At 50.4% G+C, this 17190-nt stretch carries 12 protein-coding genes and 1 tRNA gene; 4 read left to right on the forward strand and 9 right to left on the reverse strand.

Going from position 1 to position 17190, the window contains the following annotated elements:
- Positions 1–286: 286 nt before the first annotated feature.
- Complete coding sequence (locus tag H6F76_RS19070) at positions 287–1210, forward strand: isoaspartyl peptidase/L-asparaginase family protein (RefSeq protein WP_190510676.1); 924 nt, start codon at positions 287–289, stop codon at positions 1208–1210.
- Positions 1211–1601: 391 nt separating this feature from the next.
- Positions 1602–2870 (forward strand): ATP-grasp domain-containing protein, encoded by a 1269-nt coding sequence (locus H6F76_RS19075; protein WP_190510678.1) that lies wholly within the window; start codon positions 1602–1604, stop codon positions 2868–2870.
- A 392-nt stretch (positions 2871–3262) separates the two neighbouring features.
- On the opposite strand, the gene H6F76_RS19080 is transcribed toward H6F76_RS19075, so the two are convergent.
- The 7 genes from H6F76_RS19080 to H6F76_RS19110 all read right to left on the reverse strand — a co-directional run bounded on the left by H6F76_RS19080 (position 3263) and on the right by H6F76_RS19110 (position 11520).
- The gene (locus tag H6F76_RS19080) at positions 3263–4192 is read right to left on the reverse strand and encodes a hypothetical protein (RefSeq protein ID WP_190510680.1); all 930 of its coding nucleotides are present in this window, start codon (positions 4190–4192) and stop codon (positions 3263–3265) included.
- Between the two features lie 113 nt (positions 4193–4305).
- Complete coding sequence (gene glgX, locus H6F76_RS19085; protein ID WP_190510682.1) at positions 4306–6369, reverse strand: glycogen debranching protein GlgX; 2064 nt, start codon at positions 6367–6369, stop codon at positions 4306–4308.
- Positions 6370–6506: 137 nt separating this feature from the next.
- Positions 6507–7715, reverse strand: a complete 1209-nt coding sequence (locus H6F76_RS19090; RefSeq protein ID WP_190448309.1) for an HhoA/HhoB/HtrA family serine endopeptidase — start codon at positions 7713–7715, stop codon at positions 6507–6509.
- Between the two features lie 177 nt (positions 7716–7892).
- A tRNA-Val gene (locus H6F76_RS19095) sits at positions 7893–7964 on the reverse strand.
- A 45-nt stretch (positions 7965–8009) separates the two neighbouring features.
- Positions 8010–8741: a DNA repair protein RadC gene (gene radC, locus H6F76_RS19100; RefSeq protein WP_190510684.1), complete on the reverse strand. Its 732-nt coding sequence runs from the start codon at positions 8739–8741 to the stop codon at positions 8010–8012.
- 176 nt (positions 8742–8917) lie between these two features.
- Positions 8918–9343, reverse strand: a complete 426-nt coding sequence (locus H6F76_RS19105; RefSeq protein ID WP_190510686.1) for a photosystem I reaction center subunit II PsaD — start codon at positions 9341–9343, stop codon at positions 8918–8920.
- A 143-nt stretch (positions 9344–9486) separates the two neighbouring features.
- Positions 9487–11520 (reverse strand): DICT sensory domain-containing protein, encoded by a 2034-nt coding sequence (locus tag H6F76_RS19110; RefSeq protein ID WP_190510688.1) that lies wholly within the window; start codon positions 11518–11520, stop codon positions 9487–9489.
- Positions 11521–11837: 317 nt separating this feature from the next.
- Between H6F76_RS19110 and H6F76_RS19115 the strand changes: the two genes are divergently transcribed.
- On the forward strand, positions 11838–13199 hold the full coding sequence (locus tag H6F76_RS19115; protein ID WP_190510690.1) for a lipid-A-disaccharide synthase: 1362 nt from the start codon (positions 11838–11840) through the stop codon (positions 13197–13199).
- An 82-nt stretch (positions 13200–13281) separates the two neighbouring features.
- Here H6F76_RS19115 and H6F76_RS19120 read toward each other — a convergent pair whose 3' ends face one another.
- Positions 13282–13884, reverse strand: a complete 603-nt coding sequence (locus tag H6F76_RS19120) for a hypothetical protein (protein ID WP_199322215.1) — start codon at positions 13882–13884, stop codon at positions 13282–13284.
- 638 nt (positions 13885–14522) lie between these two features.
- On the opposite strand from H6F76_RS19120, the gene H6F76_RS19125 reads away from it, so the two are divergent.
- Complete coding sequence (locus H6F76_RS19125; RefSeq protein WP_190448303.1) at positions 14523–15017, forward strand: hypothetical protein; 495 nt, start codon at positions 14523–14525, stop codon at positions 15015–15017.
- Positions 15018–15202: 185 nt separating this feature from the next.
- Here H6F76_RS19125 and H6F76_RS19130 read toward each other — a convergent pair whose 3' ends face one another.
- Complete coding sequence (locus tag H6F76_RS19130) at positions 15203–17068, reverse strand: R3H domain-containing nucleic acid-binding protein (protein ID WP_190448374.1); 1866 nt, start codon at positions 17066–17068, stop codon at positions 15203–15205.
- Positions 17069–17190: the final 122 nt, after the last annotated feature.

Here is a 17190-nt window from a genome sequence, read left to right on the forward strand (position 1 = left end):
TTGCTTAGGCTTTTAATTCCTGATTAAACGTCTGGTGAAGTAGGAGCCTTTTTAGGCGATCAGCAGTTGACAGAAAAGGGTTCTGTCCAGCTACGGTACTGCTTCGATAGTCTTGCTTAATAACCCTGAAACCAATCTTCTAGATTAAGCTCCATTTTCAATATCACCTTGGACGGGTGCAGCAAAAGAGCTTTTGAGCGCTGTGTTATAGAGCGCGATCGCGTTAATGACAACATCACAAAATTTCCAAAATTTCGTTTAACAAGTTATCCATTGGTAAGAGATTATGACTATCGCAATTGTTGTACATGGCGGAGCAAAAACTGTCTCCCCAGATAAGGAGCAACCCAATAAAGAGGGGTGCTTAGCTGCTGTTCAAGCCGGCTGGCAAATTCTGGAACAGGGAGGCGATGCTAGAGCTGCAGTTGAAGCTGCCATTCGTGTGCTTGAATCTGACCAAACCTTTAATGCAGGGTTCGGCTCGACTCTTAACAGTGAAGGTGAGGTTGAGGTTGATGCCGCAATGATGGAAAGCAAAACATTGCGATGGGGAGCCGTGGCAGCGGTGCAGGGACTGCGTCATCCAATCTCTGCTGCTCGCAAGGTGATGGAAGAGAAACCACGGCTACTAGTCGCACGTAGTGGAGAACGCTTTGCCCGTGAACATGGACTGGAGTTGTGCCCTAAAGAAGACCTCGTCAGCCAGGAACAACGACAAGAGTGGGAAGAAGAGGTAGAGGTGATCGATCGTCCCAATACAGTTGGCTGCGTGGCATTGGATGTCAATGGCATTCTGGTTGCTGGCACCTCAACAGGAGGCACAACGGGTCAACCTCAAGGTCGAGTGGGTGATACAGCATTAGTTGGCAGTGGCTTGTATGCCGATCACCGGGGGGCTTGCTCCACCACAGGCGACGGCGAATCGATTATCCCAGTAGTGCTGGCAAAGACAGCGGTTGACTTTTTATCGGGTGACGCTGCCAGTATGGACGGTGTTCTTGCGGTTCATCCTGAACAAGCTGCTGAGAAGGCAATTGAAGTACTAAAGCAGCGAGTTTCTGGAGAGGCGGGCTGTATTTTGCTCGATCAAAATGGGCGCATCGGCTGGGCATACAACTCTCAAGACATGGCAGTTGCTTACATGCATGACGAGTTGCAACAGCCTGCGGTCTTTATCTCTAAGGAGGATGAAGCACCTGTAAATATGTAGGTACGGCTTCAATCCATTTATTTTTGGTGGGGGCACTGCTTTGTCTAAGGAGATTTCCGAGAAGGAATGTACTGCTTGTAGGGGGCAGGTTTTGCCAGAATCTTTGCTACCAGTCGAGCACTTTGGTATCAAATCTGCCCCTACGGGTATTTTGTTTGCTAGAAATCTCCTAAGCATAGCCATGCTAGAGGCTCTCGCCCCTATAGATTAAGAGGTTTAGACCGACTCCCTTTTCATAAGCTACCAAGCAAGATCCTCCTAATTAGCTTCCACTTAATTTCCACTTGATTAAGGGGACTAGAGGGGGATTAACTAGGGGAATTTGTTAGCTAGCATTGTTTGGATTGGTATTACGGGTCATTTAAGGCTCGCTCCTTAACTAGAATTTCTCATGATTCCGCAACGCAACTTTCAATTCTTTCAGGGCAATTCGCTTTCAGATTTATTCGCGCAGGATATTGGCGATCAACGCTGTGCGCTGCTTTTGAATTATCCTGCAACTGCTAGTTGGGCAGCCTACCCCAATACCCAACAATACTTTCTGCAAGACGGCAGCGGCGAAGCAACAAAAGTGTCTTTCGATAAGATCTGCCAGAAAGAACCCTGGAAAAACCTGGCGGTGTTGGGTAATACGTTGGCAGGAGTAGTCATTACTCAGCCGCCAAACCTTTTGCTACAATACTGGCGCGAACACTTTGGTCACGATACCCATTTAGAAAGAATGGATTGTGCCACCTATCTGGATGACTTGAACAAGAGTGATCGCGTTGAGCAAGTTGTTACTCTTTTTCCCTTCGATCACTTACTGCCCGAAAAGCATGCAGTACATCCAGATGTGCATTACCGCTTACTGAGTAAAGCAACGCTTGCCGAATTGGGGGTGTCTTGTCCTAACTACAAAACGTATCAACTGGATCAGGTTAAACTCGATCAGATTCAGCTTCCCCAACAGTTTCCTTACTTAATCAAAACATCGCACGGTCTCTCTGGCGAAGGCACCTATATTATTCGCAATCAAAGCGATCTCAACTACTGTCAGGAAGAACTGAATAAATATCTTAAGATCAACCTGCTGAAAACCATAATTGTTTCAGAGTTTGTCAAAGATGAAATCCACAATTACTGTGTCCAGTTTTATGTCAACAAACAAGGAGATATTACTCTCATTGGCGTGACTCAGCAGCTTGTTAGCTCTGCTGGCAGCTATCTAGGTGGGTTAATTGATTACACGGACGATTTAAGCCCGTTCTCGGAAATGATTGCAGCGGTTGGTCAATACGCGCATCAACAAGGCTATTTCGGTGTCATTGGTTTCGATGTGCTGGAAGATAAAAACAGGCAATTTTACGCGATCGATGCCAATTTTCGTATTAATGGTTCAACGCCCCTTTGCCTACAGCGCCACCAACTATTGAAGCAAAATAAGGCGATCGCAAAATACTCCAGCGATTACCGCATGAATGGAACCCTTGATTCTATTCTTGCTGCCCTCAAAACACACCTGGAGCGCAAAGACTTGTTGATCCTCTCGGCGTTAGAAAAAGTGAAATACGGCAAAATCTATACCGAAATCTATGGCATTGTTGCTGGAGAAACGCTGCAAGAAATGCAGCAGATTGAACAGACCTTGCACACCAAAGGTTTGCAGCTAACAAGTTAAATCAGCTTGTCTTAGGATTAAATAAGTTCGGTCTTTGGTAGGGGTGGGTTTTGCTGTCAAATTATTGCAGGATGCAGTTTGGTCTGCTAAACCCGCCCGTACAGTTTGCGGATTGATTAAATCCACGATCCTTAGGAAATTTCTAGCAAACAAAATACCCGTGGGGGTAGGTTTGATGCCAGCGTGATCAGCTATTAGCAAAGATTCCGACAAAACCCGCCCCCTACAAGCGGTACATTCTTTCTCAGCAATCTCCTTAAGGTCTACTAAATTTTTCTAGAAGTTGAAGCACATGGACTAGAAAGAACTCTGTGATCGTCTAACGGGTTCCCAAAGTGTTCACATCCCTTCACCCATGCGCTCAACGAATGCACCTTAGAGTACCCTGCCCCTTACCAACCACCAGGGATGCCACCGCCACCTTGTTGAGCAAGGTACTGTTGGTAACCGCTATTGTAGCCATTGGCATAAGCTCGTTGTTCTGCCGCCGTTACCAGACCCCGAAGGTTAATGCCTCTGTTAGCATCCTGGGAAGCGTTTAACCGAGCATCTGCATAACCGTCGTTATAGCCGTCTTGTCGTAGTTGAGCCAGCAAACCTGGAGAAACTGTTGGCGATGGGGAGGGGGAAGGAGATGGCTGTCGTTGATAGCCAGAGTTGTAGGCAGTGGTGTAAATCTGTCTCTCAGTAGGATTGGTTAACCCTAGAGCAGTAATCCCACTACCAGGATTGGCAGCAAAACCAGACTCAGCATCGTTTCTGCCATCTTGATAGCCCTGTCGCTGTAGTTCGGCTCTTCGTTGAGGTAAAACAGTGCTGGTAGGGGAAGGGGAAACAGTGGTAGTAGGTGAGGGTGACGATTGCTGTCCTTTGCCATCAGCATAGCCACGGTTATAAGCGTCTGTATAAATTTTCTGTTCAGTGGGATCGGTAAGGTTCTGATTTGCAACACCGACGTTGGGGCTAGCTGGAAAACCGCCTGCTCCGTCTTCGTAGCCATCGTTGTAGCCCTGAGTCGCAATCTGGTTTTGGCGATCGGAGTTGTAACGCTGCACCGGGGGCGATGACCGAGCCGAGGGTGACGTGTTTAGAGGTGCAACTTGTTGTTTAGAGGTTTGGGTTGACGGGGCTGAGCGTGAGGGCAAGAGTGTGCCGCAACCAGTAACCAGAAGCAGTGCCAGCGTCAAGATGGATGCTTTCATCCCCGATTGCCCCTGCAAGAGAAAAAACAAGCGATGTAGCAACGTTTCTCCATGGAAAGAAGGGTCTAGATTATCCTTCGATCGCAGGTTACGGTCTTCAAGCAAGGGATGACGACCCATGAGCAGCACATTACAATAAATTCCTAATGCTTTAATATGCCATCAAGCCAGCCCCTTTTGAACGTAGCCAGGGGAACTCTACAAAAATCTGGCAGACGGCATAGACTAAGACGTTAGCCGATGCGCGCCATGAGCACGACGGACGATCGCGCCTCAACAGCATACTTTTTCCGCCGGACTTGTGGAGCGGTTGTTGGTTCTGTAATGTCTTTGGGTGACGGCAGCGCTGTGTCAATAATTCTGTACCACCGTTCGCCTTTACCTAATGGCGGCAACTCAAACGTAAGCGTGTCCCAATAGGCGTTCAGCATGACATGAAAGTGCTCCGCCGCTTCTGGGTGGCGCAAGGTGAAGGCAAGACAGTGGGAATGTTCGCTCCAGTTCGGTTGACCAAGCTCAGTGCTATGCCAGACAACGTGTGGTTTTTGGCTAGCGTAGGAAACTTCTAACAGCCGCTCGTGCCGAAAACTTTCGAGCGATTGCGTGAAACGAATCAGCGTTTGCACAAAGCGCAATAGCCCTGCTTCTCGTTTAACGCTGCTCCAGTCAAACCAGCTCAGTTCATTATCTTGGCAGTAAGCATTGTTGTTACCCTGCTGCGATCGCCGTACCTCGTCGCCCATCCAGAGCATCGGCGTACCCTGCGAAAAGAAGAGAATGGTAAGGCAGTTTTTGATTTGCTTCAGGCGCAGTGCGTCGATCGCTGGATCATCTGTTGGACCTTCAACACCACAGTTCCAGCTATGGTTATCATTCGAGCCATCACGACTGTCTTCCTTATTGGCAGCGTTGTGCTTTTCGTTGTACGACACCAGGTCATTTAGTGTAAAGCCATCATGACAGGTGACAAAGTTAATGCTGCGGCTCGGTTCACGATCGGGATGGGGATAGATATCGGGGCTGCCCAGCAGTCGGTCTGCCAACGTGGAGACCATATTGCTGTCACCTTTGATAAAGCGCCGCACATCATCGCGAAAGGGTCCATTCCATTCGGCAAAGCGATCGCCAATAAACGACCCCACTTGATACAGTCCTGCGGCATCCCACGCTTCGGCAATAATTTTGGTGCCTGCCAGAATGGGATGCGATTCGATTGTCCACAGAATCGGCGGATCTTCGAGGGGTTGACCTGATCGACTGCGCGACAGCACGGATGCCAGATCAAAGCGAAAGCCATCAATGTGCATTTCTGCTACCCAGTATAGAAGGCTTTCCAAGATCATCCGTCCAACGATATCGTGGTTTGCCTTCAGCGTATTGCCGCAGCCGCTGTAGTTGCTGTAGTATTCCTGGTCTGGTTCCAGAATGTAGTACGCCGAGTTTTCCAAGCCTTTAAAGGAGAGTGTGGGTCCATCCTCATTACCTTCTGCGGTGTGGTTAAACACTACGTCAAGAATGACCTCAATCCCTTCTCGGTGCAGTGCTTTCACCATGTCTCGGAACTCGTCTACAGGTCCCATTGGGTCGCGTCGAGAGCTATAGCCCGTGTGTGGGGCAAAGAAGGCGATCGTGCTGTAGCCCCAATAGTTCGTCAAGCCAGGTTGCACATCTTGTTCGTCAAACTGATGCACAGGCAGCAATTCCACTGCCGTTACCCCTAGTTGCTTCAGATAGGGAATTTTCTCAATCAGCCCAGCATACGTGCCGCGCTTTTCTGGTGCCACGCCTGAGTTAGGGTTGCGCGTAAACCCGCCCACGTGCATTTCGTAAATCACACTGTCTTCGTGAGGAATACTCAGTGGCGCGTCGCCTTCCCAATCGTAGGCACTGGGATCAACCACTACGCCTCGTAATGCCTGGGCGCAGTTGTCGCCAGGATGCATCGCGGCTTCACGGCTGTAATGCTCCCAACCAACGACAGCTTTAGCGTACGGGTCTAACAAGACTTTGTTGAAATCAAACCGATGTCCCAGTTCTGGAGCAAACGGACCGTCGGCACGGTAGGCGTAAATTTGCCCAGCACCAATCCCTGAAACAAAAACGTGCCAATAGTAAAAGGTTTTATTTTGCTTGCGATCGAGTGTAATTACGCGGGCAGGCAGGGGATCGCCAGCGCGATCGAACAACAGCAATTCCAACGCCTTGGCACTTTTAGAAAAAATCGAAAAATTCACGCCATTTGGATAGACAGTCGCACCAATGGGAAAACTACGACCGGGCAAAACTTCAGACTGCATAACGTTGAGACGGTAGAAGAGGCTTAAGACGAAACAAACAGTCAGGTGAGCCTTTAGAAACCAGGAGCAGGGGCACACCAAGCACTCTACCCCTCTCCCTTCATGCCTCACCATCCAATTGGGCTAAATGCTAACCACTAACTACGTTGACTAGGCTCTCTGACAGGGAGCGGTTCTGGTTTTACCGCCACTGTTTGCGTTTGTCCATTACGGTTAACGGTGATTTGAAGTGTACCGCCGATCGTGGCTGCTTCTACCTGTTGCTGCACTTGCTGCGCCGTTTGAATGGGTGTGCCGTTGATACTGGCAACAACATCACCAGGGCGTATACCTCCACGCGCTGCGGGAGAATTGGAGGCTACACCAATAATCAACACACCCTGATCCTGATTAATCTTGAAGCCTGCATTGCTCTGATTAATCTCGTTACGAATTTCAGGGGTCAGCTCTGCCATCTTGACACCCAGGTAAGGATGCTCTGCCTTACCTGTAGTCACAATTTGCTGGGCAACCCGCGAAGCAGTCGCAATGGGAATCGCAAACCCCAATCCAGCCGCGCCCTGGATAATGGCAGAGTTAATGCCAATCACTTCGCCTTCGCCATTAATCAGCGGTCCACCTGAATTACCTGGATTGATAGCGGCATCGGTCTGAATGAAGTCTACTCGCTCGGCTGATACACCCACATCAGCCGCCGATCGCCCCGTCGCGCTAATGATGCCTTGTGTGACAGTGAAACTTAGACCAAGCGGATTGCCAATAGCGATCGCAGCTTGTCCCGGCAGCAAATTATCGGAATTGCCCATTTTAACGGTCGGTAGATTTTGGGCATCAATTTTGATCACTGCCACATCAGTAGTCGGATCAGCACCAACCACAGTGCCCTTAAACCGTCGTCCATCCTTAAGCACGACTGTCACACTATCAGCACCCTGTACGACATGGGCGTTAGTCAAGACGCGCCCATCAGCCGTTGTGATAAAGCCAGAACCAGTACCTCGCTGCACCCGTTGCGCGGGTGGCACCTGAGCGCCAAAAAACCGCTCAAAGCCAGTATCACCAAACGATTGCCCCACCGTGCGAGTCGAATCAATGCGTACAACAGCCGGTCCAACCCTCTGCACGATTTGCGCCACATAATCCAGGCTTGTTAGCTTGGGCGGTGGCAAGGGGGAAACAGCGATGGGGCTTTGCAATGGCGCAGCCGATTCTTGTGGAAGCGATCCGCCAATTTCGCCAATCTCACTACGAAGAACATTACAGCCGGCGCTACTGCCAAGCAGCAACAGCAACAGATAAAAGGATGGCTGTTGAAAGCGATGAAAGTATGGTGGCAGTATTTTCATGAAACCAATCTTATATAGCAACGATCTTACCCTTTAAGGTCGTCTGTGCGCGTGGATCATACTGCATCGCCCATACTGATGTTTCACGCGATCGCCCTTGAAGCAAACCTACGATGATCGTTGTCATACGCCTCACCGCGATCATCGTGTAGGGGCATGGAGAAGAATGTATATGTATGGGCGATACTGGATTCGAACCAGTGACCCCTTCCGTGTGAAGGAAGTGCGCTACCACTGTGCTAATCGCCCAAGGATTCTCAATCTATCATAGGCTGTGTAGGGCTACAACAAATCTTACTCATCTTGAGGACACTCGTTCCAGAGGCTAGTAGTCTGACGCAGGCTCAAGAAATTGCCGTTGCCTAAGATAAGGTGATCGAGCAAAGGAATACCTAGAAAATCGGCACCCGAAAGCAATTGGCGTGTGAGGATAATATCTTCGTTGCTGGGTTCCACGTTACCAGAGGGATGATTATGCGCCACGATGACTCGTGTTGCGCCCTGTTTGAGCACAGCGCGAAAAATGTCGCGCGGGTGGGCAAGGGTTTCTGTGGCAGTGCCGATCGTGATGACCTGCGTTCCCAGCAAGCGATGTTTGACATCCAGCATTAAGATGGCAAAGCGTTCTTGGGGCTGCCACATGAGATCTTGGCTTAGGGCAGCAGCGGCAATGGAAGGATCATCGACGATCGTGTATTCGGCGGGACGTGATTGAAACACACGCTTGCCCAACTCGATCGCCGCCAGGATGGTTGCTGCCTTAGCTTCACCAACGCCTGAGATGACAGTTAATTCTGGAATGCTGACCTCTCGTAAAGCCGAGAGTGGGTCGTGCTGATGCTTGCCAACTAATTGCAGGATGTATTGTCCTAAGCCAACTGCAGAGAGTTTGCCGGGTCCCTGCCCCGTAGCAAGAAGAATAGCCAACAGTTCAGCCGTAGCTAGATGTTTTGCTCCGTACGCAACCAGACGTTCGCGTGGACGCTCGCTCGCAGGCATATCTGCGACCTTCAAACTATAAGTCATGCACCCAGAATTCATTGCAAAGAGACGATTGTTTAGTTATGCCCACCCAACAGTCTGCATCTGACAAGGGCAGCAGGAAAGAATAGTCATGAAAAAATCGCCTCAGAGGTTAAGGTCTGAGGCGATCGCGGAATAATTTAGTTAATTAAACTGGTTAAGAAACTAAGTGCAACACACTAAGCTTCGTAGGTTGGTGTGCCGCTAAACTTCAGCTTGGCAGGTTCAGGATTGCTACCAATGTTGCGTGCATTGCTGTTAACCTGTGGGCGACCAGCGTTAACCTTCTCTGGGAAAACACCATCTTTGGGATGCAAATACTCAAGGTCACCATTAGGGTAAACCCGATAAATTTTGTAGTCTGAGATCTTAAACTTTGCACGCAGTTGCTGACCGCCAAGAGCCATGCACTGCTCTTTGCGAGCCATATAAAGCAGGTTTTCACCTTGCTTCATCACGGCTGCGCCGCCCGTTGGCATTTCAAAGACTTGCTCTTTAGGGCTTGTCCAGGTAATCGCGTATTTTTCTTCAACAAGGGCTTTTGTTAACAGTCCGCCTGTGCTACCGCCAAAGATAGGGGCTTGTCCAGAAAGAGTTTCTGCCATTTGGATGTCTCTCTCGATATTTTACAAAATCGTATCACTGAGTTTGTCACGCTCTGAAACGTCTGGCGGTAACTGTAACAGTTGTTAGCATTTGGAGAGGAGTTGAGGTCTCACTGAAGCAAGGAATCGTCAGCCTCATTCTGTCAGTTGCTTCTCACACGGGAGATTTTGCTTCTCCCCGTTTTAGTTTGGGTGCGCTTTTCGCCTGGTTCGCTACGGGCGATCGGAAGGGTGAAATGAAACTGGCTGCCCCGGTCTTTGCCTGCGGATTCCGCCCAGATACGTCCACCAAGCCCCGTTATGATTTGCCGACAGATGGCAAGCCCCAAGCCAGTGCCGCCTGTCGTGCGGCGTAAAGCACCTTCTTCTTGATAGAAGCGATCGAACACAGTTTCGAGGCGGTTGGGTTCGATGCCACGTCCGGTATCAGCGACCGTCACTTCGAGCATTTGCCTGCCATTGGCATGGGCTTGAATCATGATGCGCCCCTGCGGCCCTGTGAATTTACAGGCGTTGTCTAGCAGTTTGGAGAAAACTTCGACCAGCCATTCGCCATCAGTTTTCAAAAGCGGAAGGTCAGGTGGCACTTGCGCAGTAATTTCAGGCAGATCGCTTTGGCGTTGACGAGTGCGGATGCTGCTGAGGGCAAGGTCTACACATTCTTGTAGCGGTAGGGCTTCGAGATGCCACTGCACGCGCCCGCTTTCAAGCTGCGACAAGGTAAGAAAGTCTTGCACTAGCTTTCGCATCCGTTCTGTATCAGTTAGAGCAGACTGAAGCATCACCTGACGCAGCTCTGGAGGCATATCAGGTTCGGTAGAGAGGCTCTCCAGGCAAATCTGAATAGTGGATAGGGGGGTACGAAGTTCGTGCCCAGTAATGGCGATAAGGTTGCTACGGGTTAGGTCGAGTGCTTCAAGCTGTTGGTTCAGGTCTTCCAGGTTCGCATACGCTTCTGCCTGAATGAGGGCAACGCCAATTTGAGCCGCGATCGCGTCTACTAACCCCAGTTCTGCGTCTGTCCATTCATGGAGTGTGCCACCACAGGTATGCAGTTCAACCATGCCCAGCAGTCGATTTTGATGCATTACAGGCACCATCAACCAGGATTCAATTGTCCAGCGCTGCACGACTGATTCAGACTGAGAGCCTGTAGCGATCGATCGAGTTGGCAGTACAACACGCTCATCTTCTAACACCCAGGGATTTGCCTGAGCATCGGCAACGTACACTCGCTCCTTTCGCTGTACGACTTCTTGAAACAAAGGATTATCTTGCAAAGCCCAGCGTTGACCCAAAAGTGAACCAGACGCTGCACCTAAGTACTCGTGCTGGATCACAACATGAGTATCAGTCTCTTTGCAGCGGTAGATGAGGCAGCGACAGATTCGCAAAGCCTGCCCTAGTTCTCGCACAGCGACGGTGAAAATTTCTTCGGGATCGAGCGATCGTCGGATGGCAGTAGTGATGGAATTAACCAGACGCTCTTTACGTTCTTTGGCAGCGATCGAGCGATAAGCCTTCAGCAGCTTGTACTGTCCGGCTTGCAGGTACGTGACCAGACGCTCAGCAAACGGTTCCGGATCGGCATCGTTAGAACCAGTCTGTTGTTCAATCTGGAGCTGTGCCTTCGCCTGGGCAAGCTTTGCCCCTAGTTCTGGGCGATAGGGCAATATCCGATCAAGTAATAAATTTGCGGCGATACAAACGGTCTGGCGATCGAACGTCCAGATGCCTTCAAACCGTCTCGCTTGATCAGTGGCAACCGGCATCGTTGCATCAGCAGTGGCAACAGGAACCTGCTTTTCGCGACAAATCAGACAGGCAGCATAGCGAGGACCAACGACAACCAGATGCCATTCTTGCGCCAGGGCATCCGTAGGGACAAAGGCGATCGTTTCGTACTGGTCGGAACGGCTGGTAAAATCAGTTTCGGGTGCTGCCAGCACATAGACCTGCTCTGCCCGCTCTGAAATGCGTAAGTAGCGGTGCGCCTCTTGGCGGTAAAAGCGTTCGCGCTGGAAGCTAGCAATCACCAGTGAACAATCAACACCCGCCAGCACCTGATCTTCCATTGCATGAGAAAGGGCGGTCAGGGATGACTTGAAGTAAAGCTGGGGTCTGAGGTCAGGTAGGGCTTGCAGCAGATCTTCCAGGACGGAAGTAGGGTTGCTCATCGAGGTTAACTCTACTCGTTGATGCGGAGAACAGTCCCCAGCAATTGGAGGTCTTAACACTGATAGTACATTGCTTCAGGCTGACCAGGGTTGTTTCAACGCACCGATTGATCAGGTTTTAGCTAGATGCCTTTAGCTTATCAAGTAACTACGCTCACTATATCGTCTCATTACCTGCCAGCGATCGCCCAATTTTGACCAGGTGGTTCCGTCTGTTTATATCAGTTATTTCACAACCCTGTACTGGCTTTAATCGCCATAGGTCAAACCAGAAGCCTAAAACGCTATTCTAGCTAGGACGGAGAAAGGCTAAAACAGTGCGTCATCCTATTGATATTTTGATCTTGTCGAATGGACCGGGAGAGTTAGCAACCTGGGTCAAGCCGATAGTGCAGGCATTACGCCAGCAATTAGGTGACGATCGCGGCCAGGTCCGGCTTTCGGTTGTCCTCTCGCCCTGCGCGAATGCCAGTGGGCAAGAAGCCGCGATCGCCCGTCGCTATCCCGAAGTCGATCGGGTGCAGGAGGCAGAGCATTTCTTTCCTTTTCTGCTGTGGGGCAAAACGGCTGAAGCTTGGGACTGGCGCTCGCACGGTGTTGTCCTCTTTCTTGGCGGCGACCAGTTTTTTCCCGTTGTCATTAGCAGACGGCTGGGCTACCGTAGCGTTATTTATGCTGAGTGGGAAGCCCGCTGGTATCGCTGGATCGATCGTTTCGGTGTCATGCGCGAAGACATTCGCAGCCGCGTACCGCAGAAGTACGCCCATAAATTCACTGTGGTCGGTGATTTGATGGCAGAAGCGGGGCGATCAGAGGACGGGGAGAACAGAGCAGGAGAAGGTAGGGAGGCAGAGGAAGTGGGGGCGAAGAGCGAAGAGACTGCCTCACCCCACTGCCAAGCGGAAGCAAACTACATCCCTCATCCCTCCGCCTTGATAGGTCTTCTTCCTGGCTCCAAACCGACAAAGCTTGCGCTGGGAGTACCGCTTTGTCTGGCGGTTGCAGAACAGGTTGCTGCCGTTCGACCAGGTACGCGGTTTGTGATTCCCGTTGCGCCCAGCCTGACGCTAACCACTCTCGCAATGTATGCTAACTCTAAGGAGAATGCTGCGATCAATGAACTGGGCTGGGCTGCGGCTGAGTTAGTGTTGCCGACACTTCCTGACGAGCGTCCGTTTCTCAAAACTGCTGCTGGGCTGCGGGTCGAGCTATGGACAGAAGCTCCCGCTTATAAGTTGCTTTCGCAATGTAGCCTGTGCCTGACAACGGTCGGCGCAAACACCGCTGAATTAGGCGCGTTGGCAGTGCCAATGCTGGTGCTGATACCACTTCAGCAGATTGATCGCATTCGCACCTGGGACGGGATACCGGGTCTACTAGCAAACTTACCGGGCATAGGGGGACGAGTTGCTGCCATGATGACGCGTCTGGCGTTAAGACGGTTAGGGCGGTTGGCATGGCCTAACATTTGGGCAAACGCCGAAATTGTGCCAGAACTGGCTGGCGACTTACAAACAGACGCAATTACCGCGATCGTCCTGGACTTGCTTGATCACCCAGAAAAGCTGAAGGAGATGCAAACTAACCTCCGTCATGTTCGTGGTCAAGGAGGCGCAGCCGCAAAGTTGGCACGAGTCGTAGTAGAAACGTTAGCAAACGATGAGGCAATTGAAGCTTGACGCTTTTGGCTGGTGCTGTTTGAAGAAATCAAGCTTTACTTGAAACTTGAAAAACGTCTAAGCTTCGACTGCTCAAACCCCACTACTGCCGTACATACAACGTATAGTCTCGTCGTACGCCTGGTGTCCCAGAGCCAATCCAAACTTTGTACGTGCCCGCCTGCCAGTCAGTATCCGCAAGGCTGGCATCCTTCCCAGCTTTGGAATCATCACTGCAACGCACGCTCCCCTGCGGACCCTGAACGACCAGCGTAGTGTCGCTGCCGCCACTATTGACACGCAACCTCAAACTGGAGACGTTTTGTTGCAGAGTCAGAATGTGGTCTGGGGTTGGGTCGCCAAAGCCACGGCATCTGTTGTTGTTGCGATCGCGATTGCTAATAATTGCAGGCAGCGAAGTCGTTCCTCCCGTAGTACCCGTTAATGACCCTGACTGCTTCTCAGCGCTCAAGGTGAGACTGCCAAAATTGGCTTGTCCAAAGGCTGGTAATGCACTCAAAACTGCCAGTGAGACTAGCCAAACACTCCATTGCAAGCGACGTGCCATATCCTCTTCCCCTTTTCGTAATGGATGTTGTGTGTGACCTGATGCAGCACTTTCAATCTGCGATCGCTCATGCGACCCTATTACCATCATCGCTCGCGTATCGTGACGACGACGAATTGCTTTCACATCAGCATTCATGACAGCCGCCTCAACGCTGAGGTAAATGGTCGGCTCAATTAGATAGGGGGTTTAATCTAGACCAAAACTCACATTAGCTCAGACACGGCTGCTTGTTTCAATTGACTCTGCTTGGAGAGCGAAGTTCCCTCAGTTTTACATGGCGAGACTGGTAGCTAGTGCGGAATGAAAGTTTGCAGGAAGGAATGAGAGCAGGCGTTTTGGTAAAGGTATAGCAGTATAAATGCGATCGGCTTCATCCCGTCTTGTTGCATTTTTTAGAGTAGGCTCACTGGCGCTTCATCACTGCTTCAAAAGAAACGGAAAAGCCACAACATTACTTTAAGGTTTCCTCACTTTTATGGCTGTGTTGCGCTTGAAGGATGCCATAGAATGTAATTAACAAGCGTAAGCTGCTCTACTCTCAAAACGTCACGTTACCAGGTAATTAGTTGAAGGGTTGCTCCATTAAGGTCAACACCCCTATCTCTACCAGAGCGTGTTCAGCATCTATCATTGGTTCCGGCATACGCCACAAGCAATTACTTTGTGGCATAGGATTGAATTAAGAGAAAGGTCAATGATGGTAATGCCTGCGTTTTTTACGAGTGCGCCGTTGCTGGCTGCATTGATGCCAGTGCTTTCAGGGCTTCAGCAGTATGAGAGATGAAATCTTAGACCGACAGCCAGAACTCGTGGAGTATGTTGGCAGTCGTGATATTCTGACTCAACTGAACAGTGGTCAATTGTTAATGGTCAATAGCCGCAGACGTAACGGTTTGATCATTTACAAGCGGTTTCATGCTGAGTTTGCCGGACCGGGAGCAGCGATTGGCAGTTTCTTCGATATTGATTGCCAGCGTGCGGTTGCAGTCGGTGATCTCTCCCTTGTCTATCCAGAGACGCAGGAAGAACGTCAAAATGCTTATAAGATTCGACGGCAGTGGATTCGCTTAACTCAGCAATTGACTGATAACCCGGTGCCGTTGCAACGGGCGCAAATGATTTTGAACCAATTTGAGAACTACTTTGGTGCTGAGATGGTGGCGGAGTTGCCTGATGAGGCATTTGCCTTGCTAGTTGGTGTGCTGCCACAAACCATCAGGATGATGCGACGAAGCACTGACAATCTTGAGCTTAGAGTCAAGCTTTAACAAACATTGCTGCTTTTGATCTAAATATCAACTACAGTGAGCCGCTACCCAAGTAATAGAGCGAGCAGTCGAAGGTATCGTTTTTTTTCGCTAACGCAAAATTAATTTTTCGGGCTAGTTAACTTGCAATTACAGTTAGCTAGCCCTTATTGCCCTTCTGTCTCAAGTAAAGCGATCGCTCGTGCTTAGGCTGGATAAATTCGCAGACGGCGATTGGGTTCATCACCAAAACTGCGAGACTTCAGGTGGTAGTGTTCAACTAACTCATGCTGCATTTTGCGAACAATCGCAGAGCGGGGTAAAAGCTCCACAGGCTGCCCTTTAGGAATAACGATTTGTTCAACAGCGAGTCTTGCTTCTTCCAGTGCTTCGATTTCGTCGTCACTGCCACTGCTGGAGAATAGACTAAGGTCTGCAATCTCAGGCGTACCAGAGTCATCAATATCCAGCATTCGTCGCAAACCGTGAGCAATTTGAGGAATGGTGCTGGCTTTGATAGTGTGGATTGGCACCTGACGCGCCTTAGCAATATGACGCAGCTTGGAATGATTTTTGACATGCGATCGTAAGGCTAAAACAGCATCTGCATGGTCAATATCTTTGGTCAATACCACAGGTAGACTCAGCGTACGAATCACCTGGTCAAGCTGATGGCGACTGACTGCGTACGGGTATACATGCAGCATATCCTCACCATTCGGACCCACGCGCTGCCCCAGCCCTGTCTCACCAAAAGTTGCAGCAGCTTCGGTATCTAGCACCTCATGCAGAAAGGTAGCGTTGCTGCCAAAGTGATCTTGCAGCGATTCATCCAACATCTGTTCAAATTGCTGCTCATCTGGCGACAATTCTGACAGTGCCCTAGACGGCGGGCGCATCTGCCCAGACGATCGCCAGCCACGGCTTTGCACTCCACCTAGCCGCCCAGAGCTACTCATGAAAGCAGAGCGATCGCTAACATCACTTTGGCTACCCAGTGGATTAAGGGTAGTGCGAGCGGGTGTCAGACCACTACGGGTTGATCGCCGTCCCGGAGCATCTGACTCTGCACTCGACAGCTCATGGGTAATAATCACTTTCCCAGTTTCGCTTAGTGCACGCACCTGTGGATTGGGCTGGCGACCCCGCAGCAGGCTATCCACAGTTTCAGCTACCTGTTCATGCACAACCCAGCGCTGCCGCTCCAGCATTTCCACCGCGATGTCAAAGGTCGGTGGAGCTTTGCGCTCCAACACACTTTTTTGGCTACCACGGCGGCGGGCTTCTTCATCACCTAGCGTCACTGACTGGATGCCACCAACCAGATCTGAAAGCGTCGGGTTTTTGATCAAGTTCTCCAACCGATTACCGTGGGCAGTACCAACCAGTTGCACGCCACGTTCGGCAATTGTACGGGCTGCTAGTGCTTCCAACTCAGTACCGATTTCATCAATCACAATCACTTCCGGCATATGGTTTTCCACTGCCTCAATCATGACCTGATGTTGTAGTTCGGGACGCGCAACCTGCATCCGACGCGCTCGACCGATCGCAGGGTGGGGCACATCACCATCGCCAGCAATTTCGTTTGAGGTGTCAATAATGACAACGCGCTTCTCTAAATCATCTGCCAGTACACGGGCAATTTCTCTCAGCGCAGTAGTTTTACCCACACCTGGACGACCCAGCATGAGAATCGATCGCCCACTTTCAACCAGATCACGAATCATGCCGATCGTGCCAAAGATGGCACGCCCTACCCGGCAAGTCAAACCAATGACTTCACCTCGACGGTTGCGAATAGCGCTAATGCGATGCAATGTTCGTTCGATGCCTGCCCGATTATCGCCACCAAAGTCACCCACTTTAGTAATGCACTCATTCAGGTCTGCCTGCGAAACCAACGTTTCAGATAAATATTCTGCTAGACCGGGAAAGCGTGCTTCTGGACGGCGACCAATATCTAAAACGACTTCAACTAGCGTCTCTTTCTGAGGATGCTGCTCCAGGGAAAGGCGAATCGCGTCAGGCAAGATTTCTAGCAGCTTCGTTAAGTCATCTGTAATTTGCATACCAACACGGTTAGAAGCATCGGCAGAAGCGGATGTATCGGCAACGTTGTGCTGGTCCAACGAAGGTAGCGACGGTTGTAGCTTACTACCAGAACCGTCAGAAGACCCGTCAGAAGAATGAA

This window comes from Leptolyngbya sp. FACHB-321 (assembly GCF_014695975.1).
GTDB lineage: Bacteria > Cyanobacteriota > Cyanobacteriia > Leptolyngbyales > Leptolyngbyaceae > Stenomitos.

Bases quoted from the DNA above. Each gene is read 5' to 3' on its own strand.
- H6F76_RS19070 (WP_190510676.1), top strand. From the start codon at position 287: ATGACTATCGCAATTGTTGTACATGGCGGAGCAAAAACTGTCTCCCCA.
- H6F76_RS19075 (WP_190510678.1), top strand. From the start codon at position 1,602: ATGATTCCGCAACGCAACTTTCAATTCTTTCAGGGCAATTCGCTTTCA.
- H6F76_RS19080 (WP_190510680.1), bottom strand. From the start codon at position 4,192: ATGGGTCGTCATCCCTTGCTTGAAGACCGTAACCTGCGATCGAAGGAT.
- glgX (WP_190510682.1), bottom strand. From the start codon at position 6,369: ATGCAGTCTGAAGTTTTGCCCGGTCGTAGTTTTCCCATTGGTGCGACT.
- H6F76_RS19090 (WP_190448309.1), bottom strand. From the start codon at position 7,715: ATGAAAATACTGCCACCATACTTTCATCGCTTTCAACAGCCATCCTTT.
- radC (WP_190510684.1), bottom strand. From the start codon at position 8,741: ATGACTTATAGTTTGAAGGTCGCAGATATGCCTGCGAGCGAGCGTCCA.
- H6F76_RS19105 (WP_190510686.1), bottom strand. From the start codon at position 9,343: ATGGCAGAAACTCTTTCTGGACAAGCCCCTATCTTTGGCGGTAGCACA.
- H6F76_RS19110 (WP_190510688.1), bottom strand. From the start codon at position 11,520: ATGAGCAACCCTACTTCCGTCCTGGAAGATCTGCTGCAAGCCCTACCT.
- H6F76_RS19120 (WP_199322215.1), bottom strand. From the start codon at position 13,884: ATGAATGCTGATGTGAAAGCAATTCGTCGTCGTCACGATACGCGAGCG.
- H6F76_RS19125 (WP_190448303.1), top strand. From the start codon at position 14,523: ATGAGAGATGAAATCTTAGACCGACAGCCAGAACTCGTGGAGTATGTT.
- H6F76_RS19130 (WP_190448374.1), bottom strand. From the start codon at position 17,068: ATGCAAATTACAGATGACTTAACGAAGCTGCTAGAAATCTTGCCTGAC.